Consider the following 23956-nt stretch of genomic DNA (forward strand, 5'->3'; position numbering starts at 1 on the left):
CGGTCGAGCGTGACTTGGCCTAGGATGAAGATCATTCAGTCCGTCCCGCGAACCGGGAGGCACCATGATGATCGCCCTGGCCTGCGTCTGTTCCGCCCTGATCCTGGGCGATGTCCCTCACGACGACATTCGGGAAGCCGGCCTCCGGGGCCTGGTCTATGACCAGGGGCGCTGGATCACTCCCGATGAGTTGATCGGTCGGGATCGCGGGGACTCCAGGCATCGAGCCTTGAGGAAGGCGTATGAGACCCGGCGTTCGGCCGCACCAGAGACCGAGGAGAGTCAGCGAGAACTGGCCCGTTGGTGCGACTCCGTGGGTCTGGAAGACGAAGCCGTCGCCCATTTCACGGTCCTGACCCGGATCGTCCCCGATGACCCGGATGCCCGCCAGCGACTCGGGCACGTTCGGCGCGGGGGTCGGTGGATGTCGGCGGCCGAGGTGACCGCCGAAGCGACCGAGGCCGAGGCTCAAGCCCAGGCCGATCGCGAGTGGGGGCCGAAGATCGCCATTTGGCGTCGATGGCTCAATGATCCCGAACATCGGGCCGAAGCGACCCGAGAACTCCTGGCCATCCGAGATCCTCGGGCCATCCCGACACTCCGGAGGGCCTTCGCCGACCGGGCGGCCTGGGAGCAATCCTGGGCCATCAAGGTCCTCGCCCGCCTCGATTCGCCCCTTTCCTCGCAAGTCCTGGCCCATCTGGCCGTCTTCGGCCTCGACGACTCGGTCCGAATCGCCGCCCTCCGATCGCTCGGGCGTCGCGACCCGAGGACCTTCGTCGGGCTCTTGATCAACTGGTTTCAAGAGCCCATCCGATACGAGGTCGTCCGGGGTACCGGCCGCAGGGTCTCGGGGATTCTTCGGGTCGAAGGCCCCTCGGTGATCGTCGAGCGGACCTATCAGACATCCCAGACGGCCCAATTTGGGGGGAGAGCCGGGACGAACGACGCCGATGCCCGGGATGCCGTGAACGCTCGCCAGCGGACGGATATTCGGGCCCTCGAGCGGTCCAACGTCGCGATAGAACTGACCAATGCTCGCGTCGAGCGGGCCCTCGAAGTGGTTACCGGCGTGGATCTCGGCCCCAACCCGGAGTCCTGGACCGGCTGGTGGATCGATGAACTCGGCTATTCCTATCGGAGCCCCGAGCCGGTCCGGAAGCCCATCGTCTCGGAGAACATCCGTGTCGTGGTCCCCAGGCCGCCCGTTGCTCCCGCCGGTCATAGCTGTTTCGGGGCCGGGACGCTGGTCCTTACGCGGTCGGGCTCGGTGCCGATCGAGCAACTGAAGGTCGGCGATCAGGTGCTTTCTCAGGATCCGATCACCGGAGAAATCCGCTTCCGGCCGGTCCTCGCGACCTTCCACAATCGTCCTTCCCCGACGCTTCGGGTGGAGCTTGAATCAGAGACGATCGTGGCCACCCCGATCCATCGATTCTGGAGGGCGGGCCAAGGCTGGACCATGGCCCGCGACCTCCTCCCCGGTGACCTGATCCGCTCGGTCGGTGGAGTGGCCGAGGTCGTGAAGGTTGGTCGAGACCAGATCCAGCCCGTGTTCAACCTGGAGGTCGAAGGAGGTCATAGCTTCTTCGTGGGGACGACCCGGGCCCTGGTCCATGACAATAGCCTGGTCATTCCCAGCTTCGAGCCGTTCGACGCAGGGGTTACTGTCGCGAAAGCCCCAGTTCGATAACGCCGTCCGAATGACCACGCGAGATGCTCGTGAACAGCTTGAGGGGCGTGCCTGACACTAATCAAGACAGGCCGAATTTTCGACGGAGCGGATCCAATAGTCCGGTGATGATAGCCCGCTCCCGTCGATCCCCGCCGAATTATGGGGCGCATCGCGGACCGGCGTATTCTCGACGTCGCGGCGAGGGCAACGACCGAGGCAGGGGGATAGAATCGATACGGAGGCAGGAATGCCCCCGAATTCGAGGTTATCCCTCTGGGAACTTCCAGCCGAATTCCTCCGTGAACCATCGTCCGGCCGTGTCGCGATCCAGTTCGATGCAGGCGCGAGCAAACCACCGCTGTCCGCGTGCGAGTGCGATGCAGGCGACCGCCGGGCCGACGACATCCTCGCCCCAATCGCGATCGGGGTGGGTGCTCAGTATTTCGGGAAGAGCCCGAATGGCCAAGAAGTAGCTGTCGGCAAGCTCAGGGGCGACCTTGGGATTCCTGAGTTGATCGCGTTGGAGTTCAATGGTGGCAACCAGGTCCACGGGATTCCAGTCGAGCTTGGGGATGCGCCGAATGAATTCGATCAGCCAGGGCACTGCCGCGTAAGATGCCTGATGGACATCTCCCTGATGATGCAACTCATCCCAGAACTCCTCCCAGATGGGATCGGGCGGCTTGCCGTCAAGGAAGCTCGTGAGGCCGACCGAGGCATCATAGGGGACTCGGTAGCCGCCGAGGTAGGACTGCCATCGAGTATCGTCGAGAGGTAACAACGATGATCCCTCCCAGGCCGCACGATCCGCGATTGCGAAAACATGAAATATAATGGAATAACTCTCGGTCAACTCCTTCCATTCTACGTCCGGAACGTCGCTCGTCCCGCCTTGGCCGGAAGCTTGGTAGCTAGCGAACCGAGGTAAGGCGGGGGATCGGGGCGCCGATAACCCGCCAATGGGGTTGGTCATCGATCATGATTTATCGATAAGAAACGATCGATTCGGAACGTTCAGACCAGGCCCGAGAGGACGCCGTCGACGCAGAAGTCGGGATTGCCGAACCGCTCGATCGGATGGCCCATGCCCGCGGCCATCGCCAGCAAGAGCCGGTTATGCGAGATGTTCTTGTACTTGAGCGAGCGGCCCATCTTGAAGTCGAGGCCGTTGCCCACCAGGACGAACGGGATGTTGTCCATGGTATGGGAATTCCCCTTGCCCAGTTCGTTGGTCCAGATGATCGTGGTGTTGTCGAGCAGGCTACCCGAGCCGCCCGGTTCGGGGGTCTCGGCCAGTCGGCGGGCCAGGTAGGCCATCTGCTCGCAGTACCACTTGTTAATCTTCGTCAGCTTGTCCTTCGACTTCTCGTCGCTATCGGGGTTGTGAGAGAGTTCGTGGTGCCCCTCGTCGACCCCCAGCCAGCGCATCTTGGCCCCGCCCACCGAGTTGGTGTACTGGAGAGTGGCCACCCGCGCGAAGTCGGCGGCGAAGCTGTTGACCATCAGGTCGATCTGCATCTTGCTGATCTTGGGCATGTTGTCATTCTGCTCTTTGACGCCCGGCTCCAGTTCGGGTACGGCGTGACCGAGCGTGGCATCGGCACCCTTCAACTCCTGCTCCATCTCGCGGACGAAGGTCGCGTGCTCGTCCAGGATCGCGCGATCCTCGCTGGAGACCCTGGTGCTGATCCGCTTCAGATCGTCCTGGAGGTCGTCCAGGACGCTCTTGAGCGTCTCCTTGTCCTTCATCCGCCCGTAGAGCTTGGCGAACATCTGGTACGGGTCGTCGATCGGCGCGATCGGCTTGTTGGGTCCGGCGTAGACCATCCGGGTCCAGGTGTCGGCATGGTCGGGGACCATCACGCCGAATTCGAGCGAGCCGAAGCGCGTCTTCGAGGCGGCATCGGCCTGGAGCTTGTTCTTGATCTCCTGGTCGATCGACCGGCCGCTCGCCCAGCCCGCCGGGGTGTGCGACCCGCCCTGGATATTGCCCGGGAACAACTCGACGCCGGTCAGGAGGCAGCCGATCCCCCTCATGTGGTTGTCGCCGTCACCTCGGACCTTATCCGAGATCCCGTGGAGGGTCAGGGTCCGATCCTTGAAAGGCTCCAGCGGGGAGAGGCTTTCCTTGAGGGTGAAGTTCTCCCCTTCCTCGTCGGGCCAGAAGTTCGACGGGATCACGCCGTTGGGGCTGAACATGATCACCAGCCGCTTCTTTCGGGCCTCCTGGTTGGCGAAGCCCAGGCTGGGGAGATTCAGGAGGAACGGAAAGGCCGCCGAGCCGATCCCCAGGTCGCGGATGAAGTCGCGTCGAGTATTTCGATGGGACATTTCAATTCTCCGTGAAGAAGGGTCGGCGAGGGAACCGGCCGTCGAGGATCAGGTCGGGGGCGGCCAGGGCCGAGGAGGCCACGGCATCGGCCATCAGCTTGCGGATGTTGTATCCGTTGTCGGCGAAGGATCGGTTCAGGTCAACCAGGAACTGAGGCCCGAAGGCCCGGATCGGCTGCTGGACCAGATGATGGAAGAACTGCTCGACGAAGGCAGAGTGGGCCTCGTCGCTCTCGGCCAGGACCTGGGCCAGCTCGCGGGCGCCAGCGAAACTGGTGAGTTCGCCCGATGGGGACTCATAGGCCCCTGATGAGTCGACCGGCTTCCCCTTCTCCTCCAGGCGGAATCGGCCCACGGCGTCGTATTGCTCCAGCCCGAAGCCGAGCGGGTTGATCATCCCGTGGCAGGTCATGCACGAATTCGGGCTGGTCTGCAGCGTCACGCGTTCGCGGGTGCTCAGGCCCGCATGGAGGTCGGGAGCCAGGGGGGCAACCGCCTCGGGCGGCGGCTTCAAGGCTCGACCCAGGATGCTCCGCGAGAGGAACACCCCCCGATGGATCGGCGAACTCGTCGCGGTGTAGGCGAAGTTCGCCAGGAGGTAGGGATGGGTGAGGACACCGGCCCGTTCGGTCGGGTCAAGCTCGACTTTCCGGAACGTCCCGTCGTCGGGGGTTTCCACGCCATAGAAGCTTGCCAGCCTCGCATTCATGTAGATCGAGTTCGCGAGCAGCAAGCTTCGATAATCCGGGCTTTCGCCCCAGAGCAAATCGTCCAGGAAAAGTTCGAGCGAGGTCCGGAGATCGGAGGCGATCGTCGCGTCGAAGCCGGGGTATTTCTCGGGATCCTTGGCCAGGTCGGGAACGCTATCCACTCGAAGCCACTGAAACAGGAACTCGCGGGCTTTCCCTCGGGCTCGATGGTCGGAGATCATCCGCTCGGCCTGAGATGCGACCTCCTCGCGAGTGGAGAGCCGGCCCTCCTCAGCGGCCTTAAGAAGTTCCCCGTCAGGGATCGAATCCCAGAGTCCGTAGGAGAGCCGAGAGGCTACATCGAAGGAGTCGACTCCCTCGACCTCTCGATAGAGGAATCGGGGCGACATCAGGGCCAGCAACAACACCCGCTTGACCGACATCTCGGGATGGATGCCCTCCGCGAAGTGGCGGTTTACCTGGCGTTCGATCTGATTCGCGGTGAGCGGGCGACGGAAGGCCCGCTCGACGAATTTCAGGCAGAACTCGCGGAGCTTGATCGCTCGATCGGGCGCGTCATCGGCCACTCCCGAGAGTTCCTTGAGATGGGCTAGGACATAGTCGGCCAGTTCGATCGCCGCGTCGGTCGTCGCTTGATCCCAGGCTTTCGAGACCGAGGTCCCGCGATCGTAGCCCACGCTCCGGTCATCGGGCGGAAAAGGGGTCGTCGGGATGAAGGATTCGGGCGAATCGCCCGGCCAAAGGTACTGGACAGGAATCGTCTCGGCCACCCGATGAGGAAGTTTCCACTCCAGAGAAATCGACGCCGGGACCGAGGGAGTCTTTTCTTTCTTCTCCTTCGAGTCGTTCACCCCCTGCTTCGCCTTGGAAAATTCCAGGCGAATGGGGTAAGCCCGGCCGCCGATCAGGAAGATCGACTCGCGATGTTCGGTATCACTTCCCGATTGCACCATGGCATCGATGAGCGGCCGTTTCATGTCGTTCACATGAAGTCGGGTGGCATTCTCGGTCCGCACGATCATCTCGTATTCGCCGGTCTCCGGCGCCAGGATCGAGCCATGCCAGACAATCGAGAACTCCTTCGGGTCGAACTCTTCGGCGGCAGGCGCCTCGACTCCGAAGTCGAATCGAACCCCCGGATCGATCCGCTCCAGGACGCGGTCCCCTTTCCGAAAGACTCGACGAGACTTGAAGTATTCCCCCTTGAGCCCTCGAGCCTGATCCGGCTCCGCGTGCCAGCGAAAACTCTCGACGAGATCGGCGAGGGAATTCCGAAATTGGCGGACAGTGAGCCGGGAAAGTTCCAGTCGAGCCGGCTTGTTCCGGGCCTGAGCGGTCCTGGAATAGAAGGCATTGTAGATGTAAATCGCAGCCTTTCGAGCATCCGGCCCGACGCAGAGCTCGGGGTCGTCTTCGGGCATCGTACGATCGATCAACTTCGTAAGTTGCTCGATCGATCGGTCGCCCGTGAGTTCCCGGGAATATTCCTTCGATCCTTCACCATTCGCGCCATGACACGAAAGGCACAGGCTTTGGTAGATTTGCTCGCCAGTCTTTTCCTCGCCGAATACGTTCGAAACGATCGTTAGGGCGAAGATTGAGGGCAAATACCATCCCAAACGCAATCGACAACCGACGAGGATCGGAGGGGAGATCGACATTGGTAGGCTCACCGTCGCGAAGGCAGGTACGAACATGATCGGTTTCGAGAAAGCCGACGATATTCGGAAAGGAAGGCAAGGAGGATGGCGGATTTTTTCGAGGATTCTAAAATAATTCTACAATATTTCGATTGTCGCCGCAAGGATTTCCCGAATTCGAGATAAAGCCCCGATCTAATCGCGATTCTCGAATTGCGCGGATTACTGATTGCTCAATCGATCGACAGAAATCCAATTCGAGAATCATCGGAATCTACCCTAATTGGGGAGAGAAGATTGAGTTCAGCGTGTTTGTTCGATGTACTTTGTGGATTGCAAGCCATGATTGACATCACACATGCTAGCGAGTGGAGAGTGTAGGCAATTGCCGTTGACAGAATCGACCCGTTTGCCAATACTGACTCTCGCAATAAAGATCGGGGCGTAGCTCAGCTTGGCTAGAGCGCACGGTTCGGGATCGTGAGGTCGGAGGTTCAAATCCTCTCGCCCCGACTAAGACTGGATAACGACTTACGTCGCTCCTACAAGACCTCCGGCAATGCTGTACAGAGTCCCTGTGCAGCGTTCCGGAGGTTTTCGCATGCCCGAAAAGCGACCTGAGCCGGTCTGGCGGTGAAACACCTACTGTTATTGCGTGCAGATTGGAAAATCGCTCCGTCTCGATACCGACGAGCAGACCTCCTGACGGATTTACCAAGAGCTGATTGCCCGGCCGCTGGATGGGCCAGAGACATTCCGTCTGGCCCGAGCATGCTCGCCGTCGAAATCCTCTACGCCTTTCCAGGTGGGATCCAGGGCGACGACCCTTCCAATATTTTTGATTGGTACCGAGAGCAGACCCAGCGTTTCGTCGCCCTTATCCCTGCGATGGTGACGGTAGCCGAGCTGAGGCCCCAATTCATCACGCGGTCGATGGAGGGGTTCCCCAACTGGTCGAATCCTAGAAAGGCGAACTTTGCCAGGGTCCACTATGGGAGTTCAACTGGGCATAGTTCCTGGAGCTGATCCACTGATCGTTGCCGACGAGATCCCGAAAAAACATCCGACGGTTCGCTCAGCGAGGGAGCCGTTGGTTTCGATTCGAGAGGGTTAATGCAGCACTCTCAACTTCACTCGCCCCTAGCCGAGCCCATCCCAGGGGACGGTTTCAGGATCTGGGGACTTAGTCGATTGGCGATCGCTCGATAACGTCCAGCCTCTTCGCGACGCCCCAACCGTTCGTAGGCCTGACTCAATCCATAGGCGGGTTCTCGGGCCGTGGGAGCCAAAGCCACGGCTCGATTGAGCCGTTCGATCGCTCTTTCGGGGTGATTTCGCAGTAATTCGAGATTCCCCAGGAGAAGCCATGGCCGCGCCCTGTTTGCATCCCTCTGGATCGAGAGGAGCCAGGCATGCTCGGCGTCTTCGAGTTCCCCAACTTGCAAGTAGGCCGAACCGAGAAGATCGAACAGATAGGGGCTTTCACCATCGGCCATAGCACGAGTGAGATACCCGCGCGCCTCGGAAGCTCTCCCCACGCTCAACAAATCCTGACAGAGGTAAATCCAAAGCTGCGACTTCGGCTCCAGTGGCATCCCAGCGAGACTGGGATCGATTGTCAGGACGCGTTGGAACTCGTGAATCGCTTCCTCTGGACGATCCGTATTATGATAGACCACCCCGGCCAAAGTATGTCCAATCAACTCGCCGCCGAAGATTTCTTGCAATCGCCCGGTCGTTTCCAGTGCCCCGTTCCACCGACTCAGCATGATCTGAGCCTCCGCCATCTTCCGGAGAGCCAGGACATCGTCGACCGATCGGATTAAAATGCGGCGATAAATTTCGATGGCTTCTTCGTTGAGTCGGGAATCGACCAGTCTCTGCGCTCGCTCATGAAGGATTTCGACCTCGCTCAAGCCGGCCTTTTCAAAATAGGCCTCAGCCTCCTCGATGCGCCCGAGTCGTGCGAGACTACGACCGGCTAGCGAGGCAGCGGCCTGACTCCATGGGCGGCGTTTCTCATAATCTGAGGACTTCCGAAAGGCTGCCTGGTAGTCGCCCCGTCGATAGTCCGAGGAAGCTTCTCTCAGCTTAGGAGGATCCCACTCTCGCCACCCGAGCCAGGTCGTCAGTATGAGGAACATCGGGATGCTGATGAATGAAATGGATCGAAGTTTCCGGTATCGAAGTGATTGGTCACCGTCTGACCGCGAGTTTTTGCCACTTTCCTCCCCAGGACGATCGCCTGGAGACTCCTCGGAGTAGGCGATTGGTTCGGTCATCGTCGGATTCATCTCGATCATCGGACAGTGACGAAAGTGGCCATGATGGAACGATCATGGAATCGAGGAGCATCCCGCGCCGTAGTCGTAGGCTCAATGGAGACAATCGAATTCAGACTCGATCCGTCAAGTCGATTGAGAAATCCCATGATCTCAGTAGGTTTTGGTGCTGACTACCTCATATCTCCCGAGGTCGCGATGCCTGACCAGCCGATGGCACTCATCTTAACCTTGATATGTCCGAAGGAACCGTCGGCCTATGCTGTGTTCGCGAGGCCCGAGTGGCTTCAGGAGTCCGCTTAAAGAGTGGCCGTCACCGTCTCCCTGCGTCCGGCAAAAGCATGAGCATTCGATTGCAAATCACGATTGGGCGTGCGAAAAGGTTGGTGAAATTGTAATTATTTGGGTTGGGGAACCCTGATTTGGTGATCCGAGAACTCGGAATGGAGCATTGCTCCTCCAACCTTCGGCATGTGACATCCCGTGCAACCCTCGACCGGATTCACCGGGCAAATTTTACTCGACGTGCCATCATGCGGGAGACCTGCGACCGAATCATTCGGGGCATCGTGACAGGATCGGCATTTCGAGGCGTAGAACAGGTCCGACCGTTCGACATCCTTGTGCGGGTCATGGCAGGTGACACAACTCAGTCCCCCCTTACTCTCGAGATAGCATGAACTGAGCTTGAGCGCCGATGCCTGGAACCGGGCGGCATCCGGTCCACTCAAGGTTGAAGATTTGATCGGCGTATCGTGGCATTGGCCGCAGAGTTCGACTATCTGCTCTGCGGGGGCGTGCTTGGGCCTCGCGATCGACGGGTCGAGGAAGCCGAGCGAGACGGACTGGAGGTGATGGCCGCCAGGCCCGTGGCAACGTTCGCAACCGATCCCTCGGTCGAGAGTGTCGGGTCGGGGATGACCGTCTACCATGATTGTTTGTGTGGTATGACATCCCAGGCATCGTCGAAGCTCATCCAAATCCATCGGACGTCCGAGCCGTTCTCCGGGGCTTGATGGATGAGCGGACTGGCCGGTCGTGAGGTCCCACGATTCGATCGAATAGAGGGATAGCCTGAGTTCTCGGAAGACTTTCGCCGAATCGATTCCTACCAGGGTTCGACCACGGTCTCCCGAGCCGAAGGCATATTCCACCAAGGCTCGATCGCGCCTCCCCTCGTAGGTCGTCTCATAATAGAGATGATCTGCTTCGGATCGAAGTGTATGGACAGCCTTTGGCTCGAAAGGGTCGATGATCGGTCGTCGGGTCGATACAAGTCGCGGGAGTTCGGGACCGATGCCGAGCGTCGAGGCATGGCGGCTCGCCCGCTGGGTCCGGTGAATTTCCTCATGGCATCGAGCGCAGGTAGCGGCTCCGATGAAAGGCGCAGGCTCGTGGCGAGTCAGATCTTCTTCGCCGAATCGCCCCGAGCGACCTAGGGCAGTTGCGGCTTTGCGGAGGTCTCCGATCTGGAGGAAAACGCGACTCAACAGCCAGTCAATTTCCCGATCATTTTGACCCTTCGCCACGGACTCGAGTTCGCGGCGAGCCTCGGCCGGTCGTCCGAGGCGGAGGAAGTCGCGAGCTAGGTGTTTGCGAGCCAATGCCGGTCCGAAGCTCGATTCCGCAAGATTGGGGTCGATCCGAAGAGCGACCTCGAGCGCCGCCGCCTCCCCTGCCGGGTCATTCGCCTCGCGGAGAGCGTCTGCCAGGATCAAATGGCCGCGTAACTCTCCTTCGGTCAGTTTCACCAATTCCCTTGCAATGCCCGACGCCTCGATGGGACGACCTTCGGCGAAGGTGAATCTTGCAATCTGTTCGATAACGTCGGGTTCCGAGGGATCGAGTTTCCTCGCATTGTTCAGTGAGTTCCTGGCCAAGGCTGTCCGCCCCTGATCGCGGAATCCCATTGCCAACAGGACATAATCTTCCGCTTTCCAAGAATTCGGACCAAGCCGGACAAATGAGCGTTGAGCCGAAGTGTGACGCCCGGCTCGAGCCTCCGATCTGGCGAATAGCCTCAAGGCATTCATGTCCCTGGGGTCATTTTTGAGCCTGAGGGATGCGATTTTGGAAGCATTCGCCCAATCACCTCTCCTGTAGGCTGAACGTCCCTGACTCAAAGGATCCAGGGCAGGCCAGACGACGAACCACGAGGCCGCGATTGTCGCGGAAATTGCCAGGAATCCGATCAGCCCACGACGCGGCCAGTTTCCCATTCCGATCACCCTCGGACCGTCCAATTCGAAGGATCAATTTGCCGATGAAGATCCCGAGGCTTGTTTGCCTGTCGCGAGGTATTCCAGGAGGTCGGCCGCCTCTCAAGTCGTTAGTTCTCGAAACATTCCTTCGAGCATCATCGATTTTACCTGGGGCTGGAGCACCTCGACATCGGGCACCGGGATTCGTCTCGCTTGATTCTTGCAACCATTCCGGAGGACTTCGCGATCAGTCCTCTCGATCAGATTGCTGATTGGGTCAGAGCCTCTTTGTCTCCAGTTGGTCAGGGAGAACTTTTCGGATCGATCACTAGAGATAGTTTCAGGATCAGTCGAGATAGGGTGGATCGATTGAAATTCAGACCAATCAAGCTGAGGTCGGATCCGAGTTCGACCCCTTGATCGCCAACTTGACGCGTGTTGGTGTGCGAGAGGCCGGGACGATCGAAGAGCGACCCGAGAACGGGTTCGCTCGGGGAGACCTGGGAGGACTGACGATCCGTTCACGAATCGGGGTCAGCCTCCACACGTTGACAAGACTTGAAACGATTCGGGGACATCCGACGAGCGTCGGGATCTTCATCCGATAATATAGCACCAATCCCTCTAAATCCCCGGATGCGACGATCTCGGCTTCTTTGATCCGGGGGCGGTTCTTGCCTCGGTCTCGCATCCACGAGCTAAGGTTAAGAATGCGACGGTCGAGAGATGGCCCGGAGTCGAACTGGGAAGCAGAATTCACAGCACTCCTGGGCCGTGGGCTCTCGATCGCGTGAGAATCAAACCTCATCAATTGTGCTATCGCGATCGGACCAGGGCAAAGTCCGGTGATCTTCATTCCAGTCGGGCGAGCCGCTCTTCTTCGCTCACCTTAGTCCTCACCGGAGCCGAATGATGTATTAATGAATCATTTACTCAAGGCGTCAATCATGGCCTAGGTTTCGAAGGAGCATCTCGGAGATCGATCTTCGAAGCCGATCATCCTGAACACCGTCGCGGAGCAGCGATCATGGACAAGATTCTCGGACCGTCAACCATCGACTCGGATCAGCAGAAGGTCAATCGAGCCGTCCGGGCTGCTCTCGTAATCTACCTCTCACCGATCCTCTTGTTGGTCCTGGCTATCGGGGCTGTGGGGCTGATGGCTGGTCGCTTGATGAATTTGGGTTCAAAATCCACCGCGTCGCCCGCGACGATCACGCACATCAAGCATTGCCACCTTACTCAGCTCGATCGAACCGGAAAGGTCAAATCCTCTGTCTGATTCATCCTCATTGTCCTCGGAACTGGCCCGAACTCAATTCACCCTTGGGCGATTGAGTATCGATCGGTGAGCGTCCACGAGGAGAATCCACCTCCTTACCGGTCATTCCCAGAATGCTCACCTCCCGGTCCCCATAATGGGTGTGCGAGTTGGTGGTTCCATTCCTCCCAGGCCAGGGTAAGCTCGCGAACCTTGTCGGGATGCTTACTGCTGAGGTCGGACTTCTCGCCCAGGTCCTCGGTCAAGTTGTAGAGCCGGAAGGGGCCCACGGCGGGTTCGGATCGCGAAGCAGAGACCGTCAGGCCGGTGGCCTCGACTTGCAGATCATACCGGACGAGTTTCCAATCTCCTCGACGGATCGCCGCCTGGGGGCCTAACCTCCAGTAGAGGGTGTCGTGAGGAGGCATTTCCTTCCGGCCCAAGAGATGGGGAAGTAGATCGACCCCATCGACTCCCCATTCGGCGGGGATCGGGAAACCTGCCGCGGCCAGCGCCGTCGGGAGGATATCGAGTTGGATCACCGGCTGATCATAGACCGATCCGGCTGGCAGTCTTCCCTTCCACTTCACCAGGAATGGGACGTGGATCCCCCCTTCGAGCGTCGTTCGCTTAGAGCCGCGAAAGGGATCATTCCGCGATCCGTTCACGGTCGTCCCTCGGAGCGTCGGGCCGCCGTTGTCGCTCAGGAAGAAGATCAAAGTCTCCTCTTCCAACCCGAGCGAATGAACCTTGTTCAGGATCACTCCTATGGCGTCGTCCATCGCGGACATCATTGCCGCGTAGGTGCGTCTTGTTTGGTTAGGGATCGAGGAGAATCTGGCCAAGCGATCGTCGGTCGCATCCATCGGTGTATGAACTGCATTGAAAGCGACTTCCAGGAAGAACGGGCTGTCTTGATGACGATCGAGGAATGATTCGGCCTCGCGAGACAGGGCGTGGGTCAGGTAGACCGGCTCCTGGACGGCCTTCGTCCCTCGATAGATATCCCGACTCGACCCGGCAAAGTAAGTATGCATCCCCCCGAGGAATCCAAAAAACTCGTCGAAACCCCGCTTCTGAGGGTGGAATCGAGGGGCGATCCCCAAATGCCACTTCCCGATGAGCCCGGTCGCGTAACCGGCCGATCTGAGGCGTTCGACTAACGTGATCTCCGAGACGGGAAGTCCCGCTCGTCGATCGCGTTCCGGATTGAACTCGTGTCCGAACCGCTGTTGATAGCGACCCGTCAATAAGCCGGCACGGGAAGGACTGCAATAAGGTCCTGAGACGTAACCATTAGTGCATCGAACACTTGCCCGGGAAAGGGCATCCAGATGCGGAGTCGGGATATCCCGACAGCCTTGGAATCCGACGTCGGCATACCCCATGTCATCGGCCAGCAGGACGATGATATTGGGCCTCCGGACTTCCTCCGCTTGGACGAAGCTTGCGGGGGCGGCGGAGCATAACCAGAATACACCGAGAATCCGGACGACTGTCCGAGCCCAGGAGGACAGGTTCATCGAAATTTACCCCGATCTCGAATCGCGGTCCTTCGTCTCACGTGCCCCCATCGTGGACGCGATTCAGAGTATCGGAATCAGTTCGAGGTGGTCAAGTTTTCCTCGGAGATGGGATTTAAGGTCGATGAGGGCGGCTTCAAAGTCTGCTGGCTCTCGGTGGTCAGGGGCGGTCAGGGCGGAGGTGGATTGCATCGGAGCTTTGGTTGCCGCATTCTGAAGGGCACCGGGTCTTAGAGCCCCATCCCTAGCGTCTTCTCGAACACGTATGTCGAGGCCAGTCGAATGAGCCACGATCCCTCATCTTCGTCGGCGCAGCCTATAACCGGGGTCACTCGCCGCCAGTTCACCCGGTCGGTCGCCGGCTCGGCCGTCGGGCTGTTCGCGGCCCCGGCGTTCCTCCGGGCGCGGAATTTGAATGAGAAACTGAGCATCGCCGTAATCGGTGTCGGCGGCCGAGGTGGTTCGAACCTCCAGAACGTATCGGGCGAGGACATCGTGGCGCTATGCGATGTCGCCGATTCGGCCCTCGATCGTGCCGCGTCGGAATATCCGAAAGCCCGCCGTGAACGTGATTTCCGACGGCTCTTCGACCGAGCGGGCGACTTCGATGCCGTGGTGGTCAGCACCACCGAACACACCCATGCTTTTGCAACCCTTCCCGCCTTGCAACTCGGCAAGCACGTCTACTGCGAAAAGCCGCTGACTCACGACGTCTGGGAAGCACGGATCATCCGCGAAGCCGCCGCCAAGGCCAAGGTGGCCACCCAGATGGGGACGCAGATTCACGCCGGCGAGAACTATCGACGGGTCGTCGAGCTGATTCGCGCCGGGGCCATCGGGCCGGTGACCGAGGCGCATGTTTGGGTTGGACGGGCCTGGGGCCGACAGTCGGACGAGGAGTCCAGGAAGAACCAAGACATCGTCTCGGTCCGCGAACGCCCTGCCGGAACATCACCCATTCCTGATGGGCTCGATTGGGATCTCTGGCTCGGCCCGGCGCCGGCCCGCCCGTTCCACGAAGTCTATTATCCCGGTCCCAAATGGTATCGCTGGTGGGACTTCGGCAATGGGACGATGAGCGATCTGGGAAGTCACTGGCTCGATCTCCCCTTCTGGGCTCTCGAACTGGACGCTCCTCGTCGGATTGAAGCGACCGGACCTCCGCCGCATTCGGAGATCGCACCTGCGTCGATGAGTGTCACCTACGACTACGCCGCCCGAGGTGACAGGCCGCCCGTCAAACTCACCTGGTATCAAGGCCAGGAGAAACCCAAAGCTTGGCACGACGGGATGATTCCCAAGTGGGATAGTGGGGCACTCTTCATCGGCCCCAAGGGCATGCTACTGGCCGACTATGGCAAGAATCTGCTCTTGCCCGAGGAGAACTTCCGAGACTACGAGAGGCCACCGCACTCCATTCCCAAATCGCTCGGCCATCACGCCGAATGGATTCACGCCTGCAAGACGGGCGCACCAACGACATGTAACTTCGAGTATGCCGGCTGGCTCACTGAAGCCAACCACCTGGGTAACGTCGCCTACCGGACGGGCAAGGCTCTGGAATGGGACGCGGCCTCGATGAAGGCCAAGAACGCTCCCGAGTCCGAGCCCTTCATCCGTCGAGAATATCGGAAGGGATGGAATCTCGCCTGAACTGGTTGCCGGGCGGCCAGGTAACCTCGATTCTCGGCCTGAGCCGGCCGCATTGAGGTCCTGGTCGCCGTCGCATCCCAAAGATGAACCTCACGTCGGGAACGTCGAATTTCCGGGTGAGCGTGGTGTCAGGATAGGGCTCATTCGTGAGGTAGAAGGAATCATATCTCAGGATTGAGCCTGTCTGTGTAGAGAAATGTTCGGCCCAGTTCGTGACGAATGCCGGCCGAGAATTGCGGGGTGAGATGGCTGGGTCATCGTCCAGGCCAGGGCTCTTCGTTCATGGCTGATGCCGCGAGGCTTCGAGTCGATTCTGCGCCGAGCAACAGCCAATTCCTGTGGTTGGTGGAGAAGTTCGACGATTCGCCCTCGGATGTACGGCACACATGGAATTCGATCGCTGAACTTCAAGTGACTCGAAATAAATCGGACCTATCGATCGGGGCGATCTCGTTCTCTTTATCGCCGTGTTGGGGTCGAATGGACCTCGAACCGATCGTCGTTGCATTTGAATGCGACTGGCAGTAGCTCCGAGCGAGTGATCACTTGCTTTGGGACAAGGATCGGATCGATCGCCGGAATTTTTCCATAGTTGCAGTATGTTTGGGAGATCCGGCGATGTTGTCCAACTCGCCAGGATCCTCCTCGATCTGATAAAGTTCCTCACTTCCTAGTCCATCCCGTATGTAATGAAAGCATCCCTCGACGATCGACCTCATCGGCCCTCGAGTCGCCGGGGAATCTCCCAGATTCGGGTCTGCTTCGGGGGGAGCTTCAATTTCTGAGAGGATGGGGCTCGCCTCTCGCGTGGTTCCCGAAGGATCCAGAGTCCAGTAACGCGCGAGTGATCGACCGGAGAAGGGAGATCCTGCGTCCAGGCCAAGCCGTTCGACCACAGTGGCAGGTAGGTCCCGGAGGCTCACGGGATCCTGGATAACCCTGCCTTCAAGGCCGCCACTCGGATCGATCAGGATGAGAGGGACCTGAATCTCGGGAAGGTAGAGGCTGCAACCGTGGCCGAAGAGGCGGTGTTCTCCGAGGCTTTCTCCGTGGTCTGCCGTGATCACGACCATGGTATTTTGAAGAATGCCAAGGCTTTGAAGATCCTCGAAAAGGCGCCCGATCTGCCGGTCCAGGGATCCAATACAGCGGTCGTATGAGTCGCGGGCCAGTTCCAGTTTGTCGGTTCCGAGCTGCCGCTTGTCGAGTTCCCACCAGTTCTTGATCGTCGAGTAATCAGAAAGACTCTCCGGCTTTCGTCCGAACTCCGGCGAGTCGTCTGGGTCGGGTACCAGATAGGGATGGTGAGCGTCGAAATCATTGATGAAGGCGAAAAATGGGCGATCCTGGTGGTTCGCTACCCAGTCGAGAAAGTCGCGATGATTCCTCGCCGCATCCTTTCGAGATCCCGCCGAAGAGATGGCCAGTTCGATCCAAGGTGCGAGCCCGGGATGTTTATTGAGGAAGTTCAGAGACCGTTGCACGAGGGATGAGCAAAGGAGAATCTCCCGAGGGGAGAGGTCGTAATCCTCGTAGTGGTCGAAGCCTCGATCGAGGCCGGTCTCGTAGCTGCAATAAGTGGTATTTGCAACAAATCCGGCCGTGGCGTAGCCTCGTAACTTCAAGTATTCGGCTAGTGTCGGACTCGTGTCATCGAGCGGCCGGTTCCATCCTACAGAGAGCTCGCTCGGCCACTTTCCCGTGAACATGCTCGCGTGAGAAGGAGCGGTCCAGGGTGCGGTGGAGATCGCGCGAACGAATTGAACGCCACGTCCCGCGATCCGGTCCAGATTCGGGGTCGTATTGCGTGAGTAGCCATACAGTCCCATGCTCTTGGCCCGGAGCGTATCCAGGACGATCAAGATCACGTTCTTCGAGCTGGGAGAGTGTTCCGAAATCGAATCAGCCGGATAGCGTTCGCTCCAAACTTCCCGGCCGCGAATGCTCGCGGCGGTCATTACGATCATGAGTAGGAGAGCGATCAGGGTCCGATTCACGAAGCTCCCGAACCTCTCACTTCTAGCCGCGAGAAACCAGGCAGTGCGGATGGCCAGCCCGATCGCCAGGATCAAGCAAACCGCTGTATAGATCGGGCCTCGAAAGAGGAGCCCCAAATAAGCGAGGAATGCGAGGGGAATGACGACCATGGTCGTCGAAAGGAGTTGTGGCCTGGCTCGGGCGATGATCGACAAGACCAAGCCAGGTCCCCCGAGAACCATCACTCCTGCTAAGGGGTACATCCAAGGTAGATGTCGACTGGTGTTATAGTTCCGAGGATCCAGGATATGGCATTTCAAGAGGAAGACACCCAATTCCAGGAAGCCCGAGACCAGTCCGAACCAGGCTGTCCAGAGCAGGATTTGCAAGGGCCCTGGGCGAGAGTGGACCATCTCGTCCCCGTTGCATCGTGCTTCGGGCTTGCCCATGGGATATCCTTCTCCGTTGCCTAACACGCAAGATGGCTTTTTTATGGATCCATCGGTCCCGATGAATTTCGTGCCTTTCACTCGGGATTTACGCGGCGGAAACTAGCATCATCGGTCCCACAAGCCAAGGGATCATTGAGAAGGACGGTGCCGATCGATCGTTGAACCGGATAACTCGGCGGAGAGTTTTTGTTCAGGCGATTGTGGCCCAGGATCGTGGGAACGGGATTGTTTTCGAAATCCGAGGAAGACAGGATGATCGAAAAGAGATAGAAAAATGGAACAGTATTGCCAGGGACGGCGCTGTAATACGTCCTGGAGGCATGCCTCGGGCATTTCAGGAGGAATGTCCAGACCTTAATCTTCCAAGGAGGGATGTTCATGATCGATTCAATCGCGATTCTGGCCTACCTGGGGCCCGAAACCATGTTACCTATGACCTCGATCGTGGCGGGCGTGGTCGGCGTCATCATGATGTTCGGTCGAAATTTCTTCCGCATTCTCAGGAATGCGTTCCAACTCGTCACCGGTCGTGCCAAAAACCCAGCCAGAGTGTCGCATCATCCCCGAAAAATCGGCACAGGACCGGTTGGCGGGATCATTCGCGATGACGCCGTGAATCCGGCAGCGGCCGATAATAAATCAGTGCATTTGTGAATGGGACTTTGCCTGGGAATCGAAGGGTTTTCGGCCTGTCCGTAGGCTCTTCGGGGGCGGATTGCCTGCTTAACATCTGGGAGGTTCTCATCATCGAACGGGTCATCGTGATTGGCCTGGATGGGCTTGAGCCGTCGATTGTCGGGCCGATGCTCGATTCTGGTGATCTGCCGCACCTGTCCCGTTTGAGGGCGCTCGGAGGGTTTTCCAGGGTCGCCACGACTTCGCCCGCGCAGACGCCGGTGGCCTGGTCGACTTTCGCGACAGGGACCAACCCCGGTGGCCACGGGATCTTCGACTTCCTCCGGCGTGATCCTCGGACATACCGCCCGGACATCGGGCTCAGCCGGTTCGAGCCCTCCGGCGCATTCCGTCCGCCCCGCGCGGTCAATCTCCGAGGAGGAACGGCGGTCTGGGACCTCCTCACGGCCCGAGGACTCGACTCCACCATCATTAGGTGCCCCGTCACTTATCCCCCCGCCACGATCCGGGGCGAGATGTTGTCCGGGATGGGTGTACCTGACCTTCGCGGTGGATTCGGCACGGCCACGGTCTATGCTTCGTCCGATTCCGTTCGTGCCTCCGAAGGGGAGCGGCTCGTCAAAATCTCGGTCGGGGCGGGGAATCTGGTCGCGACCGAGGTGATAGGCCCGCCCAACCCGAAGGATCGGATCGATCTACGATTCCCGATCGAGGTCGAGGTCGATCCGATCGCGAGGTCGGCGAAGATACGATCGGAGGGATCCCCTTCGAGCCTGGAAGTCCGCGAGGGGAACTGGAGCGACTGGCTTAGGGTGGGTTTCAAGGTCGGTGCGTTCCGGACGATTCGGGGGATCGTTCGGTTCTATCTGGCCGAGGCGGGGTCCGAGATCATCCTCTACGCTTCTCCGGTGAACTTCGACCCGATCGCCCCCCCCTTCCCCATCAGCCACCCGGCCGAGTTCTCACGCGAAATCGCCGAGGAAATTGGCCTCTTCCACACCACGGGCATGGTCGAGGATCACGGAGGCCTGAATAACGGCCGACTTGACGAGGCCGCCTATCTCGATCAGTGCGACCTTGCCTGGCGCGAGCGAGAGGCGATGCTGTTGCGATCGCTCGACCGGTTCGATCGAGGCCTACTCTATTGCCTCTTCGACACGCCCGATCGGGTCCAGCACATGTTCTGGAGATATCGAGATCCCTCGCACCCGTTACACGTTGACTCTTCGATGTCCAGGGTGATCGAGGATCAGTATCGGCGTTCTGACGTGATGGTCGGTCATGCCCTGGAAGCGGCCGATGACCGGACCCTGGTTATCGCCTTGAGCGATCATGGATTCGGCCCGTTTCGACGGGGCGTTCACCTCAATACCTGGCTACTCGAAAAAGGACTTCTCGCCCTCAAGCCGGGCCTCCATCCCGGGGAAGAAGCGGGCGACCTCCTTCAGGGGATCGACTGGGGTCGATCAAAGGCGTATTCCCTCGGACTGGGCGGAATCTACCTGAACCTTCGAGGACGTGAGGCCGAGGGGGTCGTCTCGCAGGATGAGGCCGAGACCCTCAAGGCCGAGATCATTCGGGGTCTGGACGGTCTGAAAGACCCCAGGGATGGCGAGGTCGCGATCCGAAGTGTCATGACTCGCGAGTCGGTGTACTCGGGTCCCTACGTGGGAGAAGCTCCCGATCTTCTGGTGAACTTCGCGGCCGGTTACCGGGCCTCGTCCAGTACATCGATGGGCGGGGTAGGCGAGACATCCTTCGAAGACAACGCCAAGAAATGGAGCGGCGACCATATCATCGACCCCATTCTGGTTCCCGGCGTTCTCTTCATGAACCGGACCTTTCGGGGAGAGAATGCGCGACTCGAGGACCTGGCTCCGACAATCCTCGAGACCCTCGGGGTTCCCAAAGGTCCAAACATGGAAGGGAGTTCTCTGATTCCATGAGACTTCTCGACATCGGAAACAACGCCGCACCTTCAGAAAACCTGCGAGAAGCCGAGTGCCCGCCTGATATTCATTGCCCGATGAATTCCGGCAGTCAGGTTCGACCCTGGAAGCCGTTTTCGAAACGATCGCCGATCGATGAGTAGGCCCAGGATAAGCCGCCCAGCCGAGGCGATCTAGTTTGGATGGGCTGGCCCGTCTGTCCTGATTGTCGATGGAACTCCCCGAAAGCTCCGTTCTTGGGGAGAATTCACGGCGACCTTCATGGATGAAAGTGAGGAACCGGGAATGGCGCAACTTGAAGGACACATCACGGATCGAAAAGGCAAGCCGACCTCGCCGAATTACCTCTTGGTCGCTTGCTGGCTCGGGCTGGTGCTCGGGCTGATCGAAGTCGGCCTCTTGCTCTATTACAAGTACCAGAATCACGTGTCGCTGATCGGCACATTACGGCTCAACCGCCACTATCCCTGGATGGTCCCCGCGTCCCATCTGGCAATCTTCGCGGGCCTTGGGTTGGCCCTCGAGCTTCTCCGGAGGTTCCGACCGAAGCTGGGAAGTCGGGTGGCCCCGCTGACGTTGGCGACCCTGGCTCTCTTCTCGCTCCTGTTGACGATCCGAGTCCTCGATACGATCGCATGCGTACTCCTGGCTGGCGGGTTGGCATCGCAGCTGATCCCTCGGCTTCGTCGATTTGCCGAACCGTTTCGAAGGCTTGTCGGGATAAGCCTGCCTCTCATGCTGGCGGGGCTGGCAGTACTGGTCGTCGGTCGGCATGCGCAATTCGCCTGGGCACGCCACAAGGCCGAAGCCCGGCCAACGGCCGTCGGTTCTCCCAACGTTTTATTCATCGTACTCGACACCGTCCGGGCCAAGAGTTTGAGCCTTTACGGTTATCCACGAGACACGACGCCGCGGCTGTCCAGCCTTGCCGCGAAGGGCGTTGCGTTCACGGAAGCCCGATCGACCGCTCCCTGGACGTTGCCTTCGCATGCGTCAATGTTCACGGGTCGGTGGCCGAGCGACCTGTTCCAACATCCTGAGCAGCAATTCGATCCGGCCGCCCCTACCCTGGCCCAGTACCTGAGCCGGAACGGGTATGCGACAGGCGGATTCGTCGCCAACACCTTCTATTGCAATTCCGGCTTTGGAATGGGACGCGGCTTCGATCGCTACGAGGACTTCTATGAGACCTTCGACACAACCCCGGGAGAAGTCCTTCGACATTCGGCCCTGGGCCGACGATTCGTCGAACTGGTCGACGAAGATAGTGCAATCCGTCCCGACGGTCGGAAGGATGCGGACCGCATCAATGCCGACTTCCTGGATTGGTTGACGACTCAGAAACATCGCCCTTTCTTCGGATTCTTGAATTACCTCGATGCCCACGCTCCTTATATTGTCCCCGCGAATGCCGAACGACGTTTCGGGAATCAGCCCATCACCCCCGAGCAGTATCAGATCTTATCGTCCTGGCAGAAGCTCAAGTCGCCACCGAGCGATCCGAAGCAGCTTGAACTCGCTCGCGATGCCTACGATGACTGTATCGCCTACCTCGATCATGCCCTGGGGCAGCTCTTCGACCAGTTGGATCGAAGAGGGATCCTGGAGAATACGATCGTTATCGTCACCTCGGATCACGGTGAGGAGCTCGGCGAGCATCAATTGATCGGTCACGGGCAGAGCCTCTATCGGGAAGAGGTCCATGTCCCCCTCCTGTTGGTGAAGCCGGGGCGCTTGCCCTCGGGTCTGAGGATCACCGAACCGGTGAGCCTCCGGGATCTGCCCGCGACAATCGTCGATCTCCTCGGGCTCCCCGAATCCTCCCCGTTCCCTGGCCGTTCCCTCGCTGCCCTCTGGTCGGAGACTCCGACGGATCCGGACGAGAATCGTGTCGTCCGTTCCGAGGTCGCGCTCCGTGAGAAAGCGAGCAAGAAGAGAGATCGCCCGCCCGCGCTTCGCGGTCCGATGACCTCGGTTATCGCCGAGGGGATGTCCTACATCCGCAATGCCGACTCGACCGAGGAATTGTACCGGTTATCCGACGATGTTGGAGAGGATCATAACCTGGCAGAGTCGGAATCGGCCCGACCCATCCTTGAGCGACTGAGGATGATCGCCGATCGAAAGTTGGAAGTCGAACCGAATAGCGAGGTGGCCCTCGAGTCCCCCTGACTCGATCTCGACCCGTGACAAAACTCGTCACGGGTCGAAAGATCATAGCTCGATTCAGGCCAGAATCTCGCGGACAACCTCTCCGTAGACATCGGTGAGGCGGAAGTCTCGTCCGGCATAGCGATAAGTTAGCCGAGTATGGTCGAGCCCGAGTTGATGGAGGATCGTGGCGTGTAGGTCGTGGACGTGGACTTTGTCCTCGACCGCATAGTAGCCATAATCGTCGGTATTTCCGTGGGTGATACCACTCTTGATGCCGCCGCCGGCCATCCACATCGTGTAGCCATGGGGATTGTGGTCGCGTCCGTCATCGCCTTGCGAGGTCGGTGTCCGGCCAAACTCTCCACCCCAAACCACCAGGGTGTCCTCGAGAAGGCCCCTGGACTTGAGATCCTTGAGCAGCCCCGCGATCGGTTTGTCGACCTCAAGAGCATTCCGCGAGATGTCTTTCTTTAGCCCACCATGCTGGTCCCACTTATAGCTGTGCGAGACCTGGACGAATCTGACGCCGCGCTCGGTGAATCGACGGGCCATGAGGCACTGGCGACCGAAGTTACTGGTCGGTTCCTCGTCGAGTCCGTAGAGTTTCTGAGTTTCAGCCGACTCTCCGGAGATCTCCTGGATCTCGGGGGCGGCGGCTTGCATGCGATAGGCCAACTCGAACGACTCGATTCGTCCCTCGAGGGCCTGGTCCGGCCCCGAGATCGCGAGGTGTTCCCGATTCATCTCCTGAATCAGGTCGATTTCCACGCGTTGCAATTTCCGGGGAGTCGAGGTGTTGGTGATGAACGGGATCTTGGCCTTGTCGGAAGGGATTCCGGTATTGCCGATCGGCGTCCCCTGATAAACGGCCGGCAGAAACGCGGAACTCCAGTTATTCACGCCGCCATGGCTCAGGTTCGGGCAGACGGTGATGAAGCCGGGGAGGTCTTGATTCTCGGTCCCGAGCCCATAAGTGATCCAAGAGCCCATGCTCGGCCGGACGAAAGTATCGCTCCCGGTGTGGAGTTCCAGTAGGGCTCCCCCATGTCTCGAGTTCGAACCGTGCATGGATCGGATCAGGCAAAGGTCATCGACGCATCCCGCGAGATGCGGAAACAACTCGCTGATCGCGATCCCGCTCTCGCCATGTTGCCGGAATTTGAAGGGAGAAGCCAGGAGGTTTCCGGTCTGGCTGGAGACGACCCGAGGTTGGGCGAACGGCAAGGGCTTGCCGTGATCCCGGTCCAGGAGCGGCTTGGGGTCGAACGTGTCCATCTGGGACGGACCACCGTGCATGAACAGGAAGATGACGCGCTTTGCCTTCGCCTGGAAATGGCCAGGTCGGGGCGCGAGTGGGTTTCTCGGGTCGACAGCGATCCCGGCGGCCTTCGATTCCTCGCCCAGGAGCCCAGCCAGGGCCAAGGCGCCGAACCCCCCTCCGCTTTGGCGGAGGAGCTCGCGTCGTGTCATCGGAGTCCTGTTCATCGCCGTCCAGTGAGAATTCATCGAGAG

At 59.4% G+C, this 23956-nt stretch carries 14 protein-coding genes and 1 tRNA gene; 7 read left to right on the forward strand and 8 right to left on the reverse strand.

The window, feature by feature from the left end:
- The first annotated feature begins 64 nt into the window (after nucleotides 1–64).
- On the forward strand, nucleotides 65–1693 hold the full coding sequence (locus P12x_RS18760; protein WP_435006091.1) for a polymorphic toxin-type HINT domain-containing protein: 1629 nt from the start codon (nucleotides 65–67) through the stop codon (nucleotides 1691–1693).
- A 247-nt stretch (nucleotides 1694–1940) separates the two neighbouring features.
- Here P12x_RS18760 and P12x_RS18765 read toward each other — a convergent pair whose 3' ends face one another.
- The 3 genes from P12x_RS18765 to P12x_RS18775 all read right to left on the reverse strand — a co-directional run bounded on the left by P12x_RS18765 (nucleotide 1941) and on the right by P12x_RS18775 (nucleotide 6377).
- Nucleotides 1941–2456, reverse strand: coding sequence for a hypothetical protein (locus P12x_RS18765; protein WP_435006092.1), 516 nt, complete (start codon nucleotides 2454–2456; stop codon nucleotides 1941–1943).
- A gap of 233 nt (nucleotides 2457–2689) precedes the next feature.
- On the reverse strand, nucleotides 2690–4006 hold the full coding sequence (locus P12x_RS18770) for a DUF1552 domain-containing protein (protein WP_435006094.1): 1317 nt from the start codon (nucleotides 4004–4006) through the stop codon (nucleotides 2690–2692).
- 1 nt (nucleotide 4007) lies between these two features.
- Nucleotides 4008–6377 carry a DUF1592 domain-containing protein gene (locus P12x_RS18775; RefSeq protein WP_435011688.1) on the reverse strand — a complete coding sequence of 790 codons (2370 nt, stop codon included), beginning with the start codon at nucleotides 6375–6377 and terminating at the stop codon, nucleotides 4008–4010.
- Between the two features lie 417 nt (nucleotides 6378–6794).
- Between P12x_RS18775 and P12x_RS18780 the strand changes: the two genes are divergently transcribed.
- Nucleotides 6795–6869, forward strand: a tRNA-Pro gene (locus tag P12x_RS18780).
- Between the two features lie 617 nt (nucleotides 6870–7486).
- Here the strand turns inward: P12x_RS18780 and P12x_RS18785 are convergent.
- Nucleotides 7487–8650 (reverse strand): tetratricopeptide repeat protein, encoded by a 1164-nt coding sequence (locus P12x_RS18785; RefSeq protein WP_435006095.1) that lies wholly within the window; start codon nucleotides 8648–8650, stop codon nucleotides 7487–7489.
- 386 nt (nucleotides 8651–9036) lie between these two features.
- Nucleotides 9037–10857: a tetratricopeptide repeat protein gene (locus tag P12x_RS18790; protein ID WP_435006097.1), complete on the reverse strand. Its 1821-nt coding sequence runs from the start codon at nucleotides 10855–10857 to the stop codon at nucleotides 9037–9039.
- A 1009-nt stretch (nucleotides 10858–11866) separates the two neighbouring features.
- Between P12x_RS18790 and P12x_RS18795 the strand changes: the two genes are divergently transcribed.
- On the forward strand, nucleotides 11867–12121 hold the full coding sequence (locus P12x_RS18795; protein ID WP_435006098.1) for a hypothetical protein: 255 nt from the start codon (nucleotides 11867–11869) through the stop codon (nucleotides 12119–12121).
- A 95-nt stretch (nucleotides 12122–12216) separates the two neighbouring features.
- Here the strand turns inward: P12x_RS18795 and P12x_RS18800 are convergent, their stop codons facing one another.
- Complete coding sequence (locus tag P12x_RS18800; protein ID WP_435006099.1) at nucleotides 12217–13623, reverse strand: sulfatase-like hydrolase/transferase; 1407 nt, start codon at nucleotides 13621–13623, stop codon at nucleotides 12217–12219.
- Between the two features lie 282 nt (nucleotides 13624–13905).
- On the opposite strand from P12x_RS18800, the gene P12x_RS18805 reads away from it, so the two are divergent.
- On the forward strand, nucleotides 13906–15276 hold the full coding sequence (locus tag P12x_RS18805; RefSeq protein ID WP_435006101.1) for a Gfo/Idh/MocA family protein: 1371 nt from the start codon (nucleotides 13906–13908) through the stop codon (nucleotides 15274–15276).
- Between the two features lie 542 nt (nucleotides 15277–15818).
- Here the strand turns inward: P12x_RS18805 and P12x_RS18810 are convergent.
- Complete coding sequence (locus tag P12x_RS18810; RefSeq protein WP_435006103.1) at nucleotides 15819–17702, reverse strand: sulfatase-like hydrolase/transferase; 1884 nt, start codon at nucleotides 17700–17702, stop codon at nucleotides 15819–15821.
- Between the two features lie 381 nt (nucleotides 17703–18083).
- Between P12x_RS18810 and P12x_RS18815 the strand changes: the two genes are divergently transcribed.
- The 3 genes from P12x_RS18815 (at nucleotide 18084) to P12x_RS18825 (ending at nucleotide 22462) form a co-directional block, all read left to right on the forward strand.
- Nucleotides 18084–18359, forward strand: coding sequence for a hypothetical protein (locus P12x_RS18815; protein WP_435006104.1), 276 nt, complete (start codon nucleotides 18084–18086; stop codon nucleotides 18357–18359).
- A 107-nt stretch (nucleotides 18360–18466) separates the two neighbouring features.
- The gene (locus P12x_RS18820; protein WP_435006105.1) at nucleotides 18467–20287 is read left to right on the forward strand and encodes an alkaline phosphatase family protein; all 1821 of its coding nucleotides are present in this window, start codon (nucleotides 18467–18469) and stop codon (nucleotides 20285–20287) included.
- A 288-nt stretch (nucleotides 20288–20575) separates the two neighbouring features.
- Nucleotides 20576–22462 (forward strand): sulfatase, encoded by a 1887-nt coding sequence (locus P12x_RS18825; RefSeq protein WP_435006107.1) that lies wholly within the window; start codon nucleotides 20576–20578, stop codon nucleotides 22460–22462.
- A gap of 54 nt (nucleotides 22463–22516) precedes the next feature.
- On the opposite strand, the gene P12x_RS18830 is transcribed toward P12x_RS18825, so the two are convergent.
- Complete coding sequence (locus P12x_RS18830; protein ID WP_435006108.1) at nucleotides 22517–23950, reverse strand: DUF1501 domain-containing protein; 1434 nt, start codon at nucleotides 23948–23950, stop codon at nucleotides 22517–22519.
- Nucleotides 23951–23956: the final 6 nt, after the last annotated feature.

Source organism: Tundrisphaera lichenicola (assembly GCF_051175385.1).
Classification (GTDB): Bacteria; Planctomycetota; Planctomycetia; order Isosphaerales; family Isosphaeraceae; genus Tundrisphaera; species Tundrisphaera lichenicola.

What these genes read in the sequence shown, in the direction of transcription:
- P12x_RS18830 (WP_435006108.1), bottom strand. Translation starts at nt 23,950, where the DNA reads ATGAATTCTCACTGGACGGCGATGAACAGGACTCCGATGACACGACGC.
- P12x_RS18775 (WP_435011688.1), bottom strand. Translation starts at nt 6,377, where the DNA reads ATGTCGATCTCCCCTCCGATCCTCGTCGGTTGTCGATTGCGTTTGGGA.
- P12x_RS18825 (WP_435006107.1), top strand. Translation starts at nt 20,576, where the DNA reads ATGGCGCAACTTGAAGGACACATCACGGATCGAAAAGGCAAGCCGACC.
- P12x_RS18795 (WP_435006098.1), top strand. Translation starts at nt 11,867, where the DNA reads ATGGACAAGATTCTCGGACCGTCAACCATCGACTCGGATCAGCAGAAG.
- P12x_RS18770 (WP_435006094.1), bottom strand. Translation starts at nt 4,006, where the DNA reads ATGTCCCATCGAAATACTCGACGCGACTTCATCCGCGACCTGGGGATC.
- P12x_RS18790 (WP_435006097.1), bottom strand. Translation starts at nt 10,857, where the DNA reads ATGGGAAACTGGCCGCGTCGTGGGCTGATCGGATTCCTGGCAATTTCC.
- P12x_RS18815 (WP_435006104.1), top strand. Translation starts at nt 18,084, where the DNA reads ATGATCGATTCAATCGCGATTCTGGCCTACCTGGGGCCCGAAACCATG.
- P12x_RS18810 (WP_435006103.1), bottom strand. Translation starts at nt 17,702, where the DNA reads ATGGGCAAGCCCGAAGCACGATGCAACGGGGACGAGATGGTCCACTCT.
- P12x_RS18785 (WP_435006095.1), bottom strand. Translation starts at nt 8,650, where the DNA reads ATGAATCCGACGATGACCGAACCAATCGCCTACTCCGAGGAGTCTCCA.
- P12x_RS18760 (WP_435006091.1), top strand. Translation starts at nt 65, where the DNA reads ATGATGATCGCCCTGGCCTGCGTCTGTTCCGCCCTGATCCTGGGCGAT.
- P12x_RS18805 (WP_435006101.1), top strand. Translation starts at nt 13,906, where the DNA reads ATGAGCCACGATCCCTCATCTTCGTCGGCGCAGCCTATAACCGGGGTC.
- P12x_RS18800 (WP_435006099.1), bottom strand. Translation starts at nt 13,623, where the DNA reads ATGAACCTGTCCTCCTGGGCTCGGACAGTCGTCCGGATTCTCGGTGTA.